Below are 19,269 nucleotides of genomic sequence, written 5' to 3' on the forward strand. Positions count from 1 at the left end.
GCGGGCAGCGTCGTGCGCGGCCTGCAGCGGCGCGGCCAGGCTTTGTGCGTCGGGCGCATCGTCCAGCCCTTCGGGCCACAGCACCGCCGACAAGGGCTTGGCCAGCCGGCGCTTGATCAGGGCTGCCCAGGTGGCGGGCGTATCACCCGCGCCGGCCAGCTCGGCCGCCAGCAGCGGCGACAGGCCGGGCCCGGCCACATGGCGGCGCCACAGGTCGGCGGCCACCTGATGCAGCAGCTCGGTGTCGTCGGCCATCAGCTCCAGCGACAGCGGCATCTGCGCGCTGAAGGGCGCATCGGCCAGCGCCCGCTGGCAAAAGCCGTGGATGGTGAAGATGGCCGCTTCGTCGAAGGTCTGCAGCGCCAGGTGCAGCCGCTGCGCCATGGTGGCGTCGTCCAGGCCGGCGTCGTCGCGCAGCGCGGTCAGCAGGCCGGTGATGAAGGGATCGGCACCTTCGGCGGGCTGCGGCCCACGCAGCCAGGCCAGCACCTCGGCCAGCCGGCTGCGGATGCGCTCGCGCAGCTCGGCGGTGGCGGCATTGGTGAAGGTGACCACCAGGATGTGCTGCACCGGCAGGTCGCGTTCCAGCAGCAGCCGCAGGTACAGGCCGCAGATGTTCCAGGTCTTGCCGGTGCCGGCCGAGGCCTCGATCAGGTTGATGCCGCCCAACGGGCAGCGGAACACGTCCAGCGGAGTCATAGGCGGGCGTCGTCCAGGTGGTCGAGCAGGGGTCGGTACACGGCTTCGGCCACTTGCTCGAAGGTGTCGTCCAGCGGGTCGGGCAGGCCGCGCAACGCCAGTCGGTGGGCGGCGTCGGCTTCTTCGGCATAAGGGCGGCGCGGGCCGGTGCGCCAGGTGGCTTCCACCTGGCTGCGTGGCGCGCCGGTGGCCTGCGCCCACGAGGTCTTGGCGAAGAAGTGCAGCGGCTGCTGCAGGCCTTGTCTATACAAGTTCAGCAGGGTGTGCAGGTGGCGCGGCGCATCGGCCACCGGCCGCAGCGTGAAGCTGCCGTCTCGCGAGATGAAGCGGCTGGCGCTGCCCGGCCGCGCCACGTTCAGCAGCAGGTGGGGCAGCCAGGCCTGCAGGTAGTCCACCGGCCGGGTGTCGTCGTAGCGCCAGCGCACCAGGCCCTCGGGTCGCAGGTCGGCCCAGCTGCCGCTGAGCTGCCAGGCTTCGCCTGCCAGGTCCAGCGGCAGCTGGCCGTGCAGCGCGGGCAGCGGCGGCACCTGCAGCGCTTCACGCACCTGGGCCGCGAACTGCTGCAGCCGGGCCAGCTCGGCGTTGCGCTGTTGTTCGCCCAGGGCACCGGTCGGGTATTCGGTGCCGGCAGCGGCCAGGGCCTGCAGGCGCGCGTCGTCCAGCGTGTCGGCGGTGGTCGGGTCCAGCAGCAGCGGTAGCAGGCGCTCGGCCAGGGCCTGGCGGCCGGTGCGGTCGGCCACGAAGGGTTCGTCGTCCTGCAGTTCGTCGGCAGCGCGGGGCAGGTCGAGGCCCAGCCGGCGGCGCAGCAGCGCGCGGCTGGGGTGGCGGAAGAACTCGGTGAGCTGGCCGATGGACACCTGCCGCCATTCGTCGCCCGGGGGTGGCAGCGGGCGGGCGAACAGCGGCGCGGCGGGCAGGGCGGGGGCGGCGTCGTCGTCCGCATCGTCCTCAGGCAGCGGCTGCTCGGCCCAGGTGCCTGCCGGCGCCGCCGGCTGGGCGGCCTGCCGGGCCAGGGCCTCGGCGTATTCGCGGTGGAAGCTGCGTTGGCGCGCGTCGCCGTCGGGGTGGAAGTTCTCGGGCGAAAACGGCTGCAGCGCATGGGCCACCAGCAGCGCCTGGCGGCCTTCTTTCACCGCGGGCGCCAGCGTGTCCAGCAGCTCGGCCACCAGCACCGAAGGCGGCAGCTCGCTGTTGTCGCGCACGCTGCGGCCGGTGTAGGCCAGCAGCAGCCGGTCGCGCGCGGCCAGCAGCAGGTCGAGGAACAGGTTGCGTTCGTCGAAGCGGCGCTGGCGGTCGCCGCGGCGGGGGCGCAGCGCCATCAGGTCGAATTCCGATTCGCGCGGCGTGCTCGGAAAGGCGCCGTCGTCCAGCCCGATGGCGCAGATCACCCGGTAGGGCAGGCCGCGCAGGCTGCTCATCGACGAGAAGGTGATGCCGCCGCCCGGCACGCCGCCGCGGGCGGGGTCGTCCAGTGCCTGTTCCAGCGCATGGCGCAGCACCGCCAGCGGCAGGGGCGCAGCGCCGGGCTCGGCCAAGCCGCCCAGCGTCATCGCCGCCACCACCGATTGCACCGCCTGGCGCAGCTCGCGCAGGTCTTCCAGCTCATCGGCTTCGGGCGCGATGAAGTCGTCCATCGCCTGCTGCAGCACCGCCTGCCAGCCGGCCGGCGTGTGCGGCTGCCGACAGCGCCGGTGCAGCTGGCCCAGCGCCTGGGCATAACGCCAGAAGGCGCCCAGGGTGTCGGCGCTGGCGCCTTCCACGTCGCCCGCGGGCAGGCGGCCGGCAAAGGGCTGGTGGGTCTGGGTAGGCAGCGCATAACCCAGGAACAGCCGCGCCAGGCCGTCGTCCAGCGTGTGCTGGGCCTGGGCCGGCACGCCGAAGCTGCCGCGGTGGGCCGCGTCCAGCGCCCAGCGCACGCCGGCTTCGGCCATGTCTTGCTGCACCTGGTCCAGCGCCGCCGCGTCCAGGCCGAAGCGGCGCGCCACCACCGGCTGCTGCAGCAGGCCGTGCAGGCCGCTGGCCGGCAGGCGCGAGCCCACCAGCGCCAGCAGCTCCAGCATCGCCCGCGCGCAGCGGTTGATGCGGCTGCGCGGCCGGCCGGTGATGGCAAAGGGCAGCTGCCGCTCGGGCGGTGCGGTGCCGAACACCGCATCGATCAAGGGCGCCGCGGCGTCCAGGTCGGGCGTGACCACCAGCACGTCGGACGGATGCAGGCCGGGCAGCGACGGGTCGGTGAACATGGCCAGCAGCTGGTCTTGCAGCACTTCCAGCTGGCGGGTGAGCGAGTGGCAGCGGTGCACCTCGATGCTGCGGTCGGCCGCCACGCTGGCGGGTGGCAGCTCCACCAGGTCGAGCACCGCGTTCTGCAGTTCGGCCAGCAGCGTGCCGCCGATGGCCGGGTTGAACATCGCGTCGTCCACCATCTGCTCGCCGGCGGCTTCCACCAGCAGGTCGATCTGCGCCTGCGTCTGCCGGCCCCAGGCGGCCAGCAGGTGGTTGCCTTCTTCGTGCAGCGCTTCCTGGCCGCGGGCGGCCAGGTGGGCCAGGCGGCGGCGGTCGATCACCTCGAACCAGTATTCCCGGCAGGGGTTGAGCACATACACCTGCAGCTGCATGCAGCGCCCCAGCGCCTGCAGCAGCCGGATGTACTGCGGCGGCATGGCCGGCAGCGCGAACACATGGGCGCTGGCAGGCAGGCCGGCCGCGGCGGCCAGCGCCGGGCCGTCAGGGCCTTCGAGCACGCTGATGAGCTGCTGCGCCGGGTCCTGCTTCAAGGCCAGCTCGGCCACGATGCGGCGCCACAGCGCGGCCTGCCAGGCTTCGTCGGCACGGGCGCTGTCGTCCACTGCGCCCAGGTCGGCCGGCTCGCCGGCTTCCCAGCGGGCCAGCCAGTCGGCGCGGTAGGTGATGTACTGCTCCAGCAGGCCGGCGCTGCGGCGGGCCAGGTCCAGGCGCATCACCGGGTCGGCCTCGGCCAGGTAGGCGGCCAGGCGCGGATGGGCCGCCACGAACTCCTGATCGCCGAAGGCGGCATACACCCGCCAGGCCATCACGTCGGGTGAAAACGGCGACTCGGGCAGCACGCCTTGCAGCACGCGGCCGATCTGCTGCCACAGCCATTGCGCCAGGAAGGTGAACTCGACATTGGCGCACACGCCCTGGGCATCGGCGGCGCGCAGCGTCAGGTGGCGGCGCATCGCGGCGCTGGGCACGATGACCTGCGCCGGCGCCAGCGGATCGGTTTCGCCGTCGGACCGCAGGCGGGCCAGCAGCTGCAGCGTCAGCGTTTCAAGGCGGTTGGCAAAGTGGATCTGCAGCATCGGCGGGCGGCGGGCGCCGCGGGTCGGCAAGGCTGCAGAGCCTACCCCGGAACGGTGGCCCGCCCGGCGTGCCGCTGTGTCAGCGGCTGCAACCCAGGCGCAGGATGCCCACCGCCTCGCCCAGCGCGCGGGCCTGGCCGCGCAAGGTTTCGGCGGCGGCGGCGCTTTGCTCCACCAGCGCGGCGTTCTGCTGGGTCATCTCGTCGAGCTGGGTCACCGCGCGGCCGATCTGGTCGATGCCGCCGGTCTGCTCACGCGTGGTGTCGCCGATGGCGTTGATCAGCTGGCTCACGTGCTGCACCTGGCGCACGATGTCGTGCACCGTCTGGCCGGCGGCGCCCACCAGGCGGGTGCCGTCGTTCACCTTTTTCACCGAATCGTCGATCAGCGTCTTGATCTCGCGCGCGGCCTGGGCGCTGCGCTGGGCCAGCATGCGCACCTCACCGGCCACCACCGCGAAGCCGCGGCCCTGTTCACCCGCACGCGCGGCTTCCACCGCGGCATTGAGCGCCAGGATGTTGGTCTGGAAAGCGATGGAGTCGATGACGCCGATGATGTCGGCGATGCGGTGCGACGACTCGGCGATGGCGCCCATGGTGTGCGTCACCTCGCCCATGGCCAGGCCGCCGCGTTCGGCCGCCTCGGAGGCGCTGGTGGCCAGCGTGGTGGCTTCTTCGGCGGTGGCCGCGTTGTGGCGCACGGTGCTGGACATCTGGTCCATCGAGGCCGCGGTCTGCTGCAGGTTGGCGGCCGTCTGCTCGGTGCGGGCGGCCAGGTCGTTGTTGCCGTTGGCAATCTCGCAGCTGGCATTGCTCACGCCGGTGACCTGGCTGCGCACGTCGCTGACGATGGCCTGCATGTTCACCATCACCTGGTTCAGCGCCCGCGCCAGTGCGCCGAAAGCGCCGTAGCGGCTGCTGTCGATGCGCACCGAGAGGTCGCCGGCCGCCAGCCGGTTGGCCGCCGCCACCAGCGTGTCGGCGCGCTGCATCAGCGCCCGGCGGGCCTGGGCCGAGATGGCGGCGCCGGCCACGGCCGCGCCCACGCCGGCACCCACCGGGCCTGCCAGCCAGGCACCCATGCCGGCCACCGCACCGGCCGAAGCTGCGGCGGCGGCCAGCCGCAGCGCACGCTGGGCCAGCAGCCGCGCCTTTTGCGCCGGCGTGGGCACCAGCTCGCCACGCCGCAGCCGGGTGCGCAGCGGGCCGGCGGCGGCTTCGGCGCGCATGCGGGCGTACAACGCCTCGGCCTGCTGCACCTGCTGGGCGCTGGCCTGCGTGCGCACCGAGAGGTAGCCCACGGCCGCGCCGTCCTGCATCAGCGGCGTGACGTTGGCCACCACCCAGTAGTGGTCGCCGTTCTTGCGGCGGTTTTTCACCAGGCCCATCCACGGGTGGCCGGCGCGCAGCGTGTCCCACATGTCGCGGAAGGCCTCGGGCGGCATGTCGGGGTGGCGCACCATGTTGTGTGGCTGGCCCAGCAATTCTTCCTGCGTGAAGCCGCTCACCTCGATGAAGGCGGGGTTGCAGTAGGTGATGCGGCTGTCCAGGTCGGTGGTCGAGACGATGGTCACGCCATCGGCAAAGCGGTACTCGCGCTGGGAAACGGGCAGGTTGGTGCGCATGGGGTCCTTCTCTGATGCACACGGGCGGCGCGACGCGGCCGGCCTGGAACGCAGCCCTTCTTGTCGGCCTGCCAGCGGCTCGCCTTGAAACAATCCAGGGAAAACCCTGGGTTGTCGGACAGGACTGACAGCGCGGGCCAGGTGGCTGAGGCGATACTCGCGCGCCCTTGTTTTTCGGCCCTTTTCAGTGGGCGCATTTGTTCATGGCCCACGCCTGGCAGTTCTTTCGCGCGGGGGGTGTCGACCAGGTCGTCATCGCCAGCGGCGCCGACATCGCCCACCTGCATGAGCTGGATCAGAAGCTGTGGGTGGGGCTGGCCTGCCCCACCCGGGGCATTCACTTCGACACCCGCACGCTCGACCTGATCGACACCGACCACGACGGCCGCATCCGCGCGCCCGAGCTGCTGGCCGCCTGCCGCTGGGCCTGCGAGCGGCTGAAAGACCCCGAGCAGCTGATCCGTGGCGGCGACCGCCTGGCGCTGGACGCGCTGGCCGAAGCCGGTGAAGGCCCGGCGATGCGGGCCGAGGCCCGCCGCACGCTGGAACGCCATGGCCATGCCGAGGCGCCCGACATCGGCCTGGACGAGATCGCCGAGCGCCAGAAGCACCTGGCGGCCGAGCGCTTCAACGGCGACGGCATCGTCACGCCCGCCACCGCGGGCGACGGCGCGGCGCTGAAGGCGGTGATCGAGCAGGTGCTGCAGGCCCAGGGCGGCGTGGCCGACGCCAGCGGCGCGATGGGCGTGGACGAGACCCGCGCCACCGCCTTCTTCGACGCGGTGCAGGCGCTGCTGGACTGGCACGCCCGCGGCGAGGCCGACTGCGGCACCATGCGCCCCGCCGCCCAGGCGGTGGACGCGGTGCACGACAAGGTGGAGGACTACTTCGCCCGCTGCCGGCTGGCCAGCTACGACCCCGCCGCCGCCGAAGCGCTGAATGCCCCTCCGGTGGAAGAGCTGCGCAAGCTGGCCGCGGTGCGCCTTTCATTGGCCACCGACCCGCTGCAGGCGCTGCCGCTGGCGCCGGTGGGTGCGCACCGGCCGCTGCCACTGGGCGAAGGCGCCAACCCTGCCTGGCAGGCTGCGCTGCAGCGCCTGCGGACCGAAGCCGTGCAGCCCTTGCTGGGCAGCGACGCCGCCGAGCTGGACGAAGCCGGCTGGCAGCGCCTGAAGGCCCGTGTGGCGCCGTGCCGGCAATGGCTGGCCGCGCGCCCGGCCGGTCCGCTGGCCGGCCTGTCGTCGGCCGACCTGCAGGCCCTGGTGGGCCACGACCTGCCGGCCATGCGCGCCCGGCTGCTGCAGTTGATGGCCGACGACAAGGCCGCCGCGCCGCTGCACGGCCATGTGAACGACCTCGAAAAGCTGCTGCGCCTGCAGCGCGACCTGCTGGTGCTGCTGCGCAACTTCGTCAGCTTCGCGGCCTTCTACCGCCGCGAAGGCGCGGTGTTCCAGGCCGGCCGGCTGTTCCTCGATGGCCGCAGCTGCGACCTGACGGTGAACGTGGCCGACGCGGCCAAGCATGCGGTGATCGCCGGCCTGGCCAAGGCCTACCTGGCCTATTGCGAATGCACCCGCGGCACGCAGAAGATGACCATCGCCGCCGCCTTCACCGCCGGCGACGTGGACTTCCTCTTCGTCGGCCGCAATGGCCTGTTCTACGACCGCGAAGGCCAGGACTGGGACGCGCGCATCGTCAAAGTGATCGAGAACCCGATCAGCATCCGCCAGGCCTTTTTGTCGCCGTACAAGAAGTTCCTGCGCATGATCGAAGAGCAGGTGGCCAAGCGCGCCGCCGCCAGCGACACCGCGGCGCAGGGCAAGCTGGGCGGCTGGGCCGGCCGCATCGCCACCGCCGACAAGTCGCCGCCGGTGGCCGGCGTGGCCGCGGCGCCGGCCGATGCGGCGGCGGCCGGCAAGGGCCGCATCGACGTGGGCACCGTCGCTGCCCTGGGCGTGGCGCTGGGCAGCATCAGCGCGGTGCTGGTGGGCGTGTTCACCAAGTTCGTCGACCTGGGCTGGTGGATCCCGGTGGCGCTGGCCGGCATCGTGCTGTCCATCTCGGGGCCCAGCATGCTGATCGCGTGGCTGAAGCTGCGCCAACGCAGCCTGGGGCCCATCCTGGACGCCAGCGGCTGGGCCATCAACGGCCGCATGCAGCTCAATGTGCGGCTGGGGGCATCGCTGTCGCAGACGGCGCACCTGCCGCCCGGCACGGTGCGCCGGCCCGACCCCTTTGCCGAGCGGCATGGCTGGGGCTGGACGCTGGGCACGCTGGCCCTGGTGGTGGCGCTGGGCGTGGGGGCCTGGCGCCTGGGTTGGCTGGAGCGCTGGTGGCCGGGTACCGCCAGCGCGGTGCCGGCCGCGCGGCCGGCTTCGGCAGTGGCGGCCACGCCAGCCGCCAGCGCCGCGGTGGTGCCAGCGGCCGGCGCAGCCTCCGCGCGCTGACGCTGCAGCGCGCGGGGCCGGTCAGGCTCAGGGCTTGACGATGTCGCCCAGCACCAGGCCTTCGCGGCGCGGGTCGGCGCCGCCGGCCAGCACGCTGCGGCCGTTGACCGTGCTGCGCATGATGGTGCCGATGCCGCTGCTCTGGGCGCTCACGCTCACGGTGTGACCCAGCGCGCGCAGGCCGGTGACCAGCGGGTCGTTGGCGCCGTTGTTGGCCGCGTTGATGTTCGGGTGCTCGCCGCCCACGTTGGTGGTGGCGCTGTTGGCCGCCCCGAAGTCCACCAGCGAGGTGGCCTGCTGCGCATCCAGGCCCCAGTCCAGCGCGCCGACCACGGTCTTGGCCACGTACTGGATGATGGTGGCGCCGCCCGGCGAGCCGGTGGCCATCGCGAAGTCGCCGGCCTTGCCTGCGGCATCCAGCTTGAACACCAGCGTCGGCGCCATCGAGCTGCGCGGGCGCTTGCCCGGCTGCACGCGGTTGGCGATCAGTGCGCCGGTGGCGTCCGTCGGTGCCGCGTCGAAGTCGGTCAGCTGGTTGTTCAGGATGAAGCCGTTGGTCATGTGGAAGGAGCCGAAGCCCGATTCCACCGTGGTGGTCATCGTCACGACGTTGCCGTCCTTGTCCACGATGGTCATGTGCGTGGTGCCGGCTTCAGGCGCATTGCTGGTGCCGGTGGGCGTGGCGGTGCCGAAGTTGCCCGGCTGCGCCGTGCCCATGCTGCGCGTCATGCTGATGAGCTGCGAGCGGCTCTTCAGGTAGTTCTTGTCCAGCATCGCAGCGGGCGAGCCGCCGGGCAGGGCCACGAAGTCGGTGTCGGCCACGTACTTGTTGCGGTCGGCATAGGCCAGGCGGCCGGCTTCGGCCACCAGGTGCACGCCCATCACCGTGGGCTTGCCGCCTTCCAGGTCGATGGCCGTGGGCTTGTACTGGGCCAGGTCGAAGTTCTCGACGATGCCCAGGATCTGCGCCACCGCCAGGCCGCCCGACGACGGGGGCGGCATGCCGCAGACCATGTAGGTGCTGCGGTAGGTGGTGCAGATGGCTTCGCGCTTCTTGGCCTGGTAGCTCGACAGGTCGCTGAGCGTGAGCAGGCTGGGGGTCAGCGGCGCACCGTTGGCACCCACGGTCTGGCCGGCCTTGCTGACGATGGCCTGGGCCAGCGGGCCGGTGTACAGCGCATCGGCGCCGTTGTTGGCTAGCGTGGTCAAGGTGGCGGCGTAGGCCGGCAGCTTGAAGGTGGTGCCCAGTGCCTTGGGCGAGCCATCGGCATTGAGGTAGGCGGCGGTGGCGTCGGCGTCGCGCAGGAAGTTGGTGGCCGCGCCGGCGATGGCATCGGCCATGCGGCCGCTGATGGCAAAACCGTTGGTGGCCAGGTCGATGCCGGGCTGGAACAGGTCCTTCCAGGGCTTCTTGCCGTGCTCGCTGTGGGCCAGGCCCAGCATCTTGACGGCGCCGGGCACGCCGATGGAGCGGCCGCTGGCGCGGGCGCTGGGCACCGGGGTGGTGCGGTTGGTGTCATCGACCCAGCGCAGGTAGTTCTCGGTGGCGGTGGCCGGCGCGGTCTCGCGGCCGTCGTACGCGGTCACGGCCTTGGTCTTGGCGTCGAAGTGCAGCATGAAGGCGCCGCCGCCGATGCCGCTGGACTGCGGCTCCACCAGGCCCAGCACGGCCTGCACGGCCACGGCGGCGTCTACCGCGCTGCCGCCGCTCTTGAGCACCTCGCAGCCGGCCTTGCTGGCCAGCGGATTGGCCGTGGCCACCATGTACTTGCTTGCATAGACAACTTTCTTGCCCACGCGGTAGCCGCTGGCGGGCTCGGGGGCGGCCGGGTCGCCGGGCAGGCCTGAGCCCACCACCACGGTGCCGCCGCTGTCGCTGAGCAGTTCGCAACCGGTGTCGGGCCCGTCGGAGTCACTGAAGAAGCAGCCCGAGAGGGCGAAGGCGCTGGCGGCCGCCAGCGGCGTGAGGATCAACACGCGGCGAAGGGAAGTAGACAAACTGGGTTCTCCTGATATGCACTTCGGCGGGGCGGGTCACTGTGGCCCACAACCGAGGCAGCGAGTATCAGCAAGAACCATGCAGGAACGTCCTACGTAGTACCCGATGCTTGCCGAAAGCAAGCTTGCAGGAAGGCCCAGGCCAGGGCCGTGGCGTCGGGCCCCTGCGGGTCGCTGTGGGCCTGGTCGGCGGCGCCGCCGCTCCATGCATGGCCCAGCCCGTCGATCTCGCACAGCCGGGCCACCAGGCGCCGGCCCGGGCCGCGGTGGTCGGTCACCGTCATCGCATGGCGGGCACCGCGCTGCACCTGGCGCGCCGTGCCGGTGCGCGCGCCATGGGCCTGCGCCCAGGCCTGGACGGAATTCCGTCCGTTGACGGGGTCAACCAGTCGGTCCGCCGTCCCGTGCAGCACCAGCAGCGGCGGTGGCACCGGGCCTTCGGGCAGCGCCACGCGGCCATGGCCGCGCATGGCCTGCAGGCCGGTGGCGGTGGACCGGCCGCTGCCCGGCGCCACGCCGGAATGCATCACCACCGCGGCATAACGCAGCGGCTCGCGCGTGGCCATCAGCGCGGCCATGCCGGCGCCGGCCGACAAGCCTGCCACGGCCACGCGGCGGCGGTCCACCGGGTGGCGCAGGCACACCTGGTCGACCATCAGCTGCAGCGTCTGCGCCTCGGCCTGGGCATGGCCGGCGCGCACGTCGTACCAGCGCCAGCAGCCCTGGGGGTGGGCCAGCGTGTCCTGCTCGGGGTACAGCACGAAAAAGCCGTGCCGGTCGGCCAGCCGATGCATGCGGCTGCTGAAGGCCAGGTCGCGGCCGTTCTGCGCGCAGCCATGCAGCATCACCACCAGCGGCGCGGGCGGCAGCCGTGCCAGCAGCCCGCCGCGCAAGGCGGCCGGCCGGTACAGCGTGAAGCGCCGTGCGCCCGCCGGGCCCACCGCCAGGCCGGGCAGCCAGTCGCCGGAGGCGCGGGGGAAGCGCTGCTGCTCGGCCAGGGCCTGGAGCGCCGGCTGCACGATGCGGCCGGCGCGGGTGGCCGGGCGCCGGGGTGCGGCGGACCTGGGGGCCGCCTTGGCCGTGGCCTTCTTGCGGGCCGCGGCAGGCTTGGCGGTGGTCTTGGCCGCGGCCTTTCCGGCCGACTTCAGCAGCGCCTTGTGCTGCTTGACCGCCGCCCGCGTCAAGGCCTGGCCGCTGCGGTTGAGCAGACGGGTCCAGGCGCCGAGCAGGCTGCGTTTGGCCACGGGCGTGGCCGGGTCAGAAGAGGTGCTTGGCCAGGAACTGCAGCGAGCGCCCATGCGCCAGCGCGGCCGATGCCGGGTGGTAGGAGCCCCGCATCCAGCAGTTGAAGCCATGGGTGGCACCGGGGTAGACGTGCAGCTCGGCCGGCTTGCCGGCAAAGGCCTTGCGCACCTCTTCCACCTTGTCCAGCGGAATGGCGTGGTCCTGTTCGGCGTAGTGGAACAGCATGGGGCAGCTGATGCTGCCGCTGCGCTGCAGCTGGTCGTGGATGCCGCCGCCGTAATAGGCCACGGCGGCTTCCACGCCGGGGTCAGCCGCAGCGATGTAGGCCAGGCGGCCGCCCATGCAGTAGCCGATGGCGCCCACCTTGCCACCGGCCGCGTCCACCTCGGGGCGGGCGCGCAGCGTGGCCACGGTGGTCTTGATGTCGGCGGCCAGCTGCTCGGGCTGGGCGGCCTTCATCAGCGCGATGGCGCGGTCGAAGTCGTCGCCGGTGTATCCCAGTTCGACGCGCGGCGCATCGCGCCAGAACACGTCGGGCGCCAGCACCACGAAGCCGTCGAGCGCGTACTGGTCGGCCACCGCGCGGATGTGTTCATTGACGCCGAAGATCTCCTGGAACAGCACCAGCCCCGGGCCCGTGCCGGCCGGCGGCAGTGCCAGGTAGGCGCCGTACTGGCCGCCGTCCTGGGCGGTGATGTCGATCCACTGGCTGCTCATGCGTACTCCTGTGCTGGTTGGGGATGGGCGGCCGATTGTGGGTGAGATGCCAAGCCCTTGCCGCGCGGGCTGACTTCCGCCCGCAACGGTTTGAAGTTTGTTGTTGATAGGCGAAAGTAGGCCGCCTAGGATCGCCCCGCGCCGCCGCAGAAAGCGGCCATGCCGTACAGGAGACAAGACCAGATGGGCGGGTTGTGCTGAACCCTTGGGCCGCGCTGTCAGGCGGCGAAAAGGCCGTGCTGGACGCCGTGATGTGGAGCACCGGCCTGCCGCGCGAGGCCGTGGCCCAACGGGCCGAGCTGTCCCGCACCCGGGCCAATGCCGCCGTGGCCTCCTTGATGGACCAGGGCCTGCTGGAACAGGCCGGCCCGCAGGCCAGCACCGGCGGCCGCCGTGCCGAGACCCTGCGACTGGCGCGCAGCCTGGGTGTGGTGCTGGCGGTGGACCTGGGCGCCACCGGGCTGGACGTGGCCGTGCTCACGCCCGACCTGCGCATCCTGGAGCGCCATGCCGAGGCGATGGACGTGCGCCGCGGCCCGGGCCTGGTGCTCAGCCGCGTGCGGGCCTTGCTGCGCGAGCTGCTGGCCCGCTGTGGCGCCACGCCGCGCCAGGTGCTGGCCATCGGGCTGGGTGTGCCGGGGCCGGTGGACTTCGACCATGCGCAGCTGGTGGCGCCGCCGTTGATGCCCGAGTGGGACGGCTTTTCGATCCGCGACGACCTGCGCGCCGACTATGCGGCGCCGGTGTTCGTGGACAACGACGTCAACCTGATGGCGCTGGGCGAGCTGTGGCGGCTGCAGCGCAGCCTGAAGAACTTCGTCGTCATCAAGGTGGGCACCGGCATCGGCTGCGGCATCGTGTGCCAGGGCCAGGTGTACCGCGGCGTCAACGGCTCGGCCGGCGACGTGGGCCACATCTGCGTCGACCCGCAGGGCCCGCGCTGCCATTGCGGCAACCTGGGCTGCGTGGAAGCGATGGCCGCCGGCCCCGCCATCACCCGCATGGCCACCGAGGCGGCGCAGGCCGGCAAGAGCCCGATGCTGGCGCAGCTGCTGGAAGAACGTGGCCAGCTGACCCCCGCCGACGTGGCCCAGGCCAGCCGCGCGGGCGATGCAGCCGCCAATGCCATCGTGCAGCGGGCCGGTGCCCTCATCGGACAGATGCTGGCTTCGGTCGTCAACTTCTTCAACCCCAGCCATGTGTTCATCGGCGGTGGCGTCACCCGCACCGGGCCGCTGTTTCTGGCCAGCGTGCGGCAGAGCATCTACCACCGCAGTCTGGCGCTGAGCACCCGGCACCTGGAGATCCAGTACACGCCGCTGGGCGACGAGGCCGGCGTGGTGGGCGCGGGTGCCTTGGCGCTGCAGCAGGCGATGCTGAAAGGGGTGGCCGCATGAGCCTGCAGGTGCAGTTCGAGGGCATCACCAAGCGCTTTGGCCCGGTGCAGGTGCTGCATGGCGTGAGCTTCGAGGTGCAGCCCGGCACGGTGGTGGGCCTGCTGGGCGAAAACGGCGCCGGCAAGAGCACGCTGATGAAGATCCTCGCGGGCCATGAGCAGCCCAGCGGCGGCACGCTGCGCATCGGCGGCCAGCCAGTGGCCTTTGCCGGCTCACGCGAGGCAGAGGCGGCCGGCATCGTGCTCATCCACCAGGAATTCAACCTGGCCGAAGACCTGACGATCGCGCAGAACATCTTCCTGGGCCACGAGAAAAAACGCGGCTGGCTGCTGGACGATGCGGCCATGCGGGCCGAGGCCGCGCAGGCGCTGGCCCAGGTGGGCCTAGCCGTGAGCCCCGACACGCCGGTGCGCAGGCTCATCGTGGCCGAAAAGCAGCTGGTGGAAATCGCCAAGGCCCTGGCCCGCCGCGCCCGCCTGCTGGTGATGGACGAGCCCACCGCCACGCTGACGCCCGGCGAAACCGAAGCCTTGTTCAACCTGATCGCGCGGCTGAAGGCCGAGGGCGTGACCATCCTCTACATCAGCCACAAGCTGGACGAGGTGGAGCGCGTGACCGACGAAGTGGTGGTGATGCGCGACGGCCGCTTCGTCACCCGCGCGCCCACCGCCAGCCTGACGCGCCGCGAGATGGCCAACCTGATGGTGGGCCGCGAGCTGGCCGACCTGTACCCGCCCAAGGACCCGCCACCGCCGCTGGACGTGCCGCCGCTGCTGCGGGTGCAGGGATTGACGGTGCCGGGCTGGGCGCAGGACATCGGCTTCGACGTGCGGCCCGGCGAGATCCTGGGCTTTGCCGGTCTGGTGGGCGCCGGCCGCACCGAGCTGTTCGAGGCCTTGCTGGGCCTGCGGCCCCACACGGTGCAGCAGCTGGAACTGGCCGGCCGGCCGGTGCGCATCCGCAGCCCGCGCGAGGCCGCCCGCCTGGGCCTGACCTACCTCAGCGAAGACCGCAAGGGCAAGGGCCTGCACGTGGACTTCGGCCTGAAGGAAAACCTGACGCTGATGGCGCTGGCGCGTTATGCCCGGCCCTGGCTGCAGCCGGCGGCCGAGCGCGCGGCCATGCAGCAGGCGGTGAAGGACTTCGGCATCCGCACCGGCACGCTGGACATCCCGGCCTCGTCGCTGTCGGGCGGCAACCAGCAGAAGCTGGCGCTGGCCAAGGTGCTGCACCCCGACCCGCGCGTGATCGTGCTGGACGAGCCCACCCGTGGCGTGGACGTGGGCGCCAAGCGCGACATCTACGGCCAGGTGCAGCAGCTGGCCCGGCAGGGCCGCGGCGTGGTGGTGGTGTCGTCCGAGTTGATGGAGCTGGTGGGCTTGTGCCACCGCGTGGCCGTGATGCGTGCGGGCCGCCTGATGGCGGTGGTGCAGGGCAGCGGCCTGACCGAAGAGGAGTTGATCGCCCATGCCACCGGAACCCGTGAGCACTGACAAGACGCCCGCCCCAGCGCAGGGCCACCGCGGCGGCGCCGGCCGCCTGCATGGCCTCGGCCCGGTGCTGGGCTTGGTGCTGCTGCTGGTGGCGGGCACGCTGCTCAACAGCGACTTCGCCAGCTTCGACAACCTGATGAACGTGCTCACCCGCACGGCCTTCATCGGCATCATCGCGGTGGGCATGTGCTTCGTCATCATCAGCGGCGGCATCGATCTGTCGGTGGGCTCGATGGCGGCGCTGATCGCCGGCAGCGTGATCCTGCTGATGAATGCGCTGGGCGAGCAGGGCCTGCAGCCGGTGCTGGTGGTGGCGCTGGGCATGGGCTTTGCGCTGCTGCTGGGCGCGCTGTTCGGGCTGGCGCACGGGCTGCTGATCACCCGCGGCCGCATCGAGCCCTTCATCGTCACGCTGGGCACGCTGGGTATCTTCCGCGCCTACCTCACCTACTTTTCCAACGGCGGCGCCATCACGCTGGACAACACGCTGAGCGATGCCTACAGCCCGGTGTACTACGCCGCGCTGGTGGGCGTGCCGGTGCCGGTGTGGGTCTTCGTCGCGGTGGCGGCGCTGGGCGGCCTCATCCTCAACCGCACGGCCTATGGCCGCTATGTGCAGGCCATCGGCAGCAACGAGCAGGTGGCCCGTTATGCCGCGGTGGACGTGGACCGCATCAAGGTGCTCACCTACGTGCTGCTGGGCGTGTGCGTGGGCATGGCCACGCTGCTGTACGTGCCGCGGCTGGGCAGTGCCTCGCCCACCACCGGCTTGCTCTGGGAGCTGGAAGCCATTGCCGCGGTGATCGTGGGCGGCACCGCGCTCAAGGGCGGCGCGGGCAGCATCACCGGCACCGTGGTGGGTGCCATCCTGCTGTCGGTCATCAGCAACATCCTCAACCTCACCAGCATCATCAGCGTGTACCTGAATGCCGCGGTGCAGGGCTTCGTGATCATCGTGGTGGCCTTCCTGCAAAGGCGCCGCCGCTGAACGCTTTTTTCCGGCCCCGTGCAAGGGCCTTGTTCCCGCCAACCCAAGGAGACGAGACATGACCCCCAACACCACCCGCCGCACCGCGCTGCTGGCCGCCGCTGCAAGCGCCGCGCTGCTGGCCCTGGCCCCCACCGCCCGCGCCCAGGCGCCGGCCGGCACCGTCAACCTGGGCGTGGCCATTCCGGCGGCCACGCACGGCTTCACCGGCGGCATCGTCTGGTGGGCCAACGAGGCCAAGAAGGAGCTGGAAAAGACCCACAAGAACCTGAAGGTGACGATCAAGACCGCCGCCAACGCGGGCGAGCAGGCCAACCAGCTGCAGGACCTGGTGACCGCCAACAAGATCAACGCGCTGGTCATCTTCCCGTTCGAGTCGGCGGCGCTGACCAAGCCGGTGCAGCAGGTCAAGGGCAAGGGCGTGTACGTCACCGTGGTGGACCGCGGCCTGACCGACACCAGCGCTCAAGACGCCTACGTAGCCGGCGACAACACCGCTTTCGGCAAGGTGCCGGCCGAGTACATCGCCAAGGCGCTGGGCGGCAAGGGCAACGTGGTGGCGCTGCGCGGCATTGCCACCACGCTGGACAACGAGCGCATGGACGCCTTCAACGCGGTGATGAAGGGCTACCCCGACATCAAGCTGCTGGACGCCAAGTACGCCAACTGGAACCGCGACGACGCCTTCAAGGTGATGCAGGACTACCTGACGCGCTTCAAGCAGATCGACGCGGTGTGGGCGGCCGACGACGACATGGCTGTGGGCGTGCTTAAGGCCATCGACCAGGCCAAGCGCACCGATATCAAGCTGGTGTTCGGCGGTGCCGGCGCCAAGGGCATGGTCAAGACGCTGATGGACGGCAAGGACCCGCGCATCCAGGCCAACGTGTCGTACTCGCCCAAGTTCATCTACGACGCCATCAAGCTCACGGCCGAGGCGCGCCTGAAGGGCGACAAGCTGCCGCCCACCACCATCATCCCGTCGGTGTTGATCACCAAGGACAACGCCAAGGATTTCTACTTCCCCAACTCGCCGTTCTGAGGCCGCCATGGCACGCCCCGTCACTCTTTTCACCGGCCAGTGGGTGGACCTGCCGCTGGCCGAACTGGCCCCGCTGGCCAAACGCATGGGCTACGACGGCCTGGAACTGGCCTGCGGCGGCGACCACTTCAACGTGCAGCGCGCGCTGAAGGAGCCGGGCTACGTGCAGCAGCAGCGTGCGCTGCTGCAGGCGCATGGCCTGCAATGCTGGGCCATCGGCAACCACCTGGTGGGCCAGGCGGTGTGCGACCTGATCGACGCCCGCCACCAGAAGATCCTGCCTGCGCATGTGTGGGGCGATGGCGAGCCCGAAGGCGTGCGCCAGCGTGCCGCGCTGGAGATGGCCGACACCGCCTGCGCGGCGAAGGCCTTCGGCGTGAAGACGGTGACGGGCTTCACCGGCTCGTCGATCTGGCATGCGATCTATGCCTTTCCGCCCACCACCCAGGCTTTCTGGGATGCGGGCTATGAAGACTTCGGCCGCCGCTTCGCGCCCATCCTGCAGGCCTTCGACGAGTGCGACGTCAACTTCGCGCTGGAGGTGCACCCCACCGAAATCGCGTTCGACATCGCCACCGCGCAGCGGGCCTTGCAGGCCGTACACCAGCACCGGCGCTTCGGCTTCAACTTCGACCCCAGCCACTTCGGCTACCAGGGCGTGGACTACGTCAAGTTCCTGCGCACCTTCCCCGAGCGCATCCACAACGTGCACATGAAGGATGTGTGGTGGGGCAAGGGCGATGGCACCGTGGGCACCTTCGGCGGGCACACCAGCTTTGGCGATGCACGCCGCACCTGGGACTTTCGCAGCGTGGGCCGCGGCATGATCGACTTCGAGTCGATCTTCGTCGCGCTCAACGACATCGGCTACCGCGGCCCGCTGTCCATCGAGTGGGAAGACAGCCGCATGGACCGTGTGCATGGCGCCACCGAAAGCGCTGCCTTCACCCGCCGGCTCGACTTTCCGCCGGCTGGCGGCGCCTTCGACGACGTCTTCGGCCGCAGCGACGGCACGCCAGGGGCCGCGGCATGAGGCGGCTGCGCGTGGCCATGGTCGGCGGCGGTCGCGACGCCTTCATCGGCGCGGTGCACCGCCATGCGATGGCGCTGGACGACCAATGGGACTTCGTGGCCGGCGCGCTGAGCAGCACGCCCGAGCGTTCACGCGCCTCCGGACGCGACCTGGGCCTGGCCGACGACCGCAACCACGGCAGCTGGCAAGAGTTGCTGGCCGACGAACTGCGCCGCCCGCCCGAAGAGCGGGTGGACGCGGTGAGCATCGTCACGCCCAACCACCTGCACTTTCCGGTGGCCATGGCCTTCGTTCAGGCCGGCTTTCATGTGGTGTGCGACAAGCCACTGGTGCACACCAGCGAACAGGCGCGCCAGCTGGTGCAGGCGGTGCAGCAGGCCGGCACCGTGTTCGGCGTCACCTACAACTACAGCGGCTACCCGATGGTGCGCGAGGCGCGCGAGCTGGTGCGGCGCGGCGCGATCGGCAGCATCCGCAAGGTGGTGATGGAATACCACCAGGGCTGGTTGTCTAGACAGGTTCAGAGCAAGCAGGCCGACTGGCGCACCGACCCCGCGCGCAGCGGCGCCGCCGGCGCGGTGGGCGACATCGGCACCCATGCCGAGCACCTGATCGCCACCGTCACCGGCCTGCAGATCGAGAGCCTGTGCGCCGACCTGAGCACCTTTGTGCCCGGCCGCCAGCTGGACGACGACGCCAGCATCCTGCTGCGCTTCAAGGGCGGCGCCAAGGGTGTGCTGCTGTGCTCGCAGATCGAGGCCGGCTGCGAGAACGACATCCGGCTGCGGGTGTTCGGCAGCGAGGGCTATCTGGACTGGCGGCAGGAAGAACCCAACCTGCTGATCCACGCGCCGGCCGACGGCCCGAAGCGCGTGCTGACGCGCAACGCACCGTGGCTCAGCGAAGCCGCCAAGGCCGCCTGCCGGCTGCCGGCCGGCCACCCGGAGGCCTTCATCGAGGCCTTTGCCAACGTGTACCGCGGCTTGGCCGCGGACATCCGCGCGCGGCAGGGTGGCGCGACGGCCGACCCGCTGCTGACGGACTATCCGCGGGTGGAGGAGGGCGCGCGTGGGGTGGGGTTCGTGGAGGCGGTGGTCGGCTCGGGCGGCGGCTGGCACGGTCTGGCCTGAGCGGTCGCCCGCGTGTGGCGTCGGGGCCATCCCGGCATGCCCCGCCTTGTCCCAAAGCGTTTGAAGTGGTACACCCCTCATCAGAAGTGAGGATGGGGATGCCAGAAATGCTTGTACCGAGGGGTGATGGTCTGGA

The 19,269-nt window shown here is 71.2% G+C and carries 13 protein-coding genes; 7 read left to right on the plus strand and 6 right to left on the minus strand.

Features of this window, described 5'->3' with window-relative positions:
* From ABNT58_RS02200 to ABNT58_RS02210, 3 genes are all read right to left on the minus strand, one after another.
* A partial coding sequence (locus ABNT58_RS02200) for a UvrD-helicase domain-containing protein (protein ID WP_348751878.1) occupies window positions 1-699 on the minus strand: 699 nt, incomplete at its 3' end.
* Window positions 696-4,019 carry an exodeoxyribonuclease V subunit gamma gene (recC, locus tag ABNT58_RS02205; protein WP_348751879.1) on the minus strand — a complete coding sequence of 1,108 codons (3,324 nt, stop codon included), beginning with the start codon at window positions 4,017-4,019 and terminating at the stop codon, window positions 696-698. The genes recC and ABNT58_RS02200, both read right to left, overlap by 4 nt.
* Window positions 4,020-4,098: 79 nt before the next feature.
* On the minus strand, window positions 4,099-5,643 hold the full coding sequence (locus tag ABNT58_RS02210) for a methyl-accepting chemotaxis protein (RefSeq protein WP_348751880.1): 1,545 nt from the start codon (window positions 5,641-5,643) through the stop codon (window positions 4,099-4,101).
* A gap of 203 nt (window positions 5,644-5,846) precedes the next feature.
* On the opposite strand from ABNT58_RS02210, the gene ABNT58_RS02215 reads away from it, so the two are divergent.
* A complete protein-coding gene (locus tag ABNT58_RS02215) occupies window positions 5,847-8,090 on the plus strand; it encodes a hypothetical protein (RefSeq protein ID WP_348751881.1) in 2,244 nt (747 codons plus the stop codon).
* A gap of 27 nt (window positions 8,091-8,117) precedes the next feature.
* On the opposite strand, the gene ggt is transcribed toward ABNT58_RS02215, so the two are convergent.
* From ggt to ABNT58_RS02230, 3 genes are all read right to left on the minus strand, one after another.
* Entirely contained in the window at window positions 8,118-10,088 is a 1,971-nt protein-coding gene (ggt, locus tag ABNT58_RS02220; protein WP_348751882.1) for a gamma-glutamyltransferase, read from the minus strand.
* Between the two features lie 92 nt (window positions 10,089-10,180).
* Window positions 10,181-11,332 (minus strand): PHB depolymerase family esterase, encoded by a 1,152-nt coding sequence (locus ABNT58_RS02225; protein WP_348751883.1) that lies wholly within the window; start codon window positions 11,330-11,332, stop codon window positions 10,181-10,183.
* A gap of 13 nt (window positions 11,333-11,345) precedes the next feature.
* Window positions 11,346-12,050, minus strand: a complete 705-nt coding sequence (locus ABNT58_RS02230) for a dienelactone hydrolase family protein (RefSeq protein WP_348751884.1) — start codon at window positions 12,048-12,050, stop codon at window positions 11,346-11,348.
* A 251-nt stretch (window positions 12,051-12,301) separates the two neighbouring features.
* Between ABNT58_RS02230 and ABNT58_RS02235 the strand changes: the two genes are divergently transcribed.
* From ABNT58_RS02235 to ABNT58_RS02260, 6 genes are read left to right on the plus strand one after another with little or no spacing between them, the layout of a single operon-like run.
* On the plus strand, window positions 12,302-13,447 hold the full coding sequence (locus tag ABNT58_RS02235) for an ROK family protein (protein ID WP_348751890.1): 1,146 nt from the start codon (window positions 12,302-12,304) through the stop codon (window positions 13,445-13,447).
* On the plus strand, window positions 13,444-14,940 hold the full coding sequence (locus ABNT58_RS02240) for a sugar ABC transporter ATP-binding protein (RefSeq protein WP_348751885.1): 1,497 nt from the start codon (window positions 13,444-13,446) through the stop codon (window positions 14,938-14,940). Before ABNT58_RS02235 ends, ABNT58_RS02240 begins: the two co-directional genes overlap by 4 nt.
* Complete coding sequence (locus ABNT58_RS02245) at window positions 14,915-15,928, plus strand: ABC transporter permease (protein ID WP_348751886.1); 1,014 nt, start codon at window positions 14,915-14,917, stop codon at window positions 15,926-15,928. Before ABNT58_RS02240 ends, ABNT58_RS02245 begins: the two co-directional genes overlap by 26 nt.
* A 58-nt stretch (window positions 15,929-15,986) precedes the next feature.
* A complete protein-coding gene (locus tag ABNT58_RS02250) occupies window positions 15,987-16,970 on the plus strand; it encodes a substrate-binding domain-containing protein (RefSeq protein WP_348751887.1) in 984 nt (327 codons plus the stop codon).
* A 7-nt stretch (window positions 16,971-16,977) separates the two neighbouring features.
* Complete coding sequence (locus ABNT58_RS02255; RefSeq protein WP_348751888.1) at window positions 16,978-18,003, plus strand: sugar phosphate isomerase/epimerase family protein; 1,026 nt, start codon at window positions 16,978-16,980, stop codon at window positions 18,001-18,003.
* Window positions 18,000-19,133, plus strand: coding sequence for a Gfo/Idh/MocA family oxidoreductase (locus ABNT58_RS02260; RefSeq protein WP_348751889.1), 1,134 nt, complete (start codon window positions 18,000-18,002; stop codon window positions 19,131-19,133). Before ABNT58_RS02255 ends, ABNT58_RS02260 begins: the two co-directional genes overlap by 4 nt.
* Window positions 19,134-19,269 lie beyond the last annotated feature (136 nt).

The organism is uncultured Aquincola sp. (genome assembly GCF_964001545.1).
Lineage (GTDB): Bacteria > Pseudomonadota > Gammaproteobacteria > Burkholderiales > Burkholderiaceae_C > Aquincola.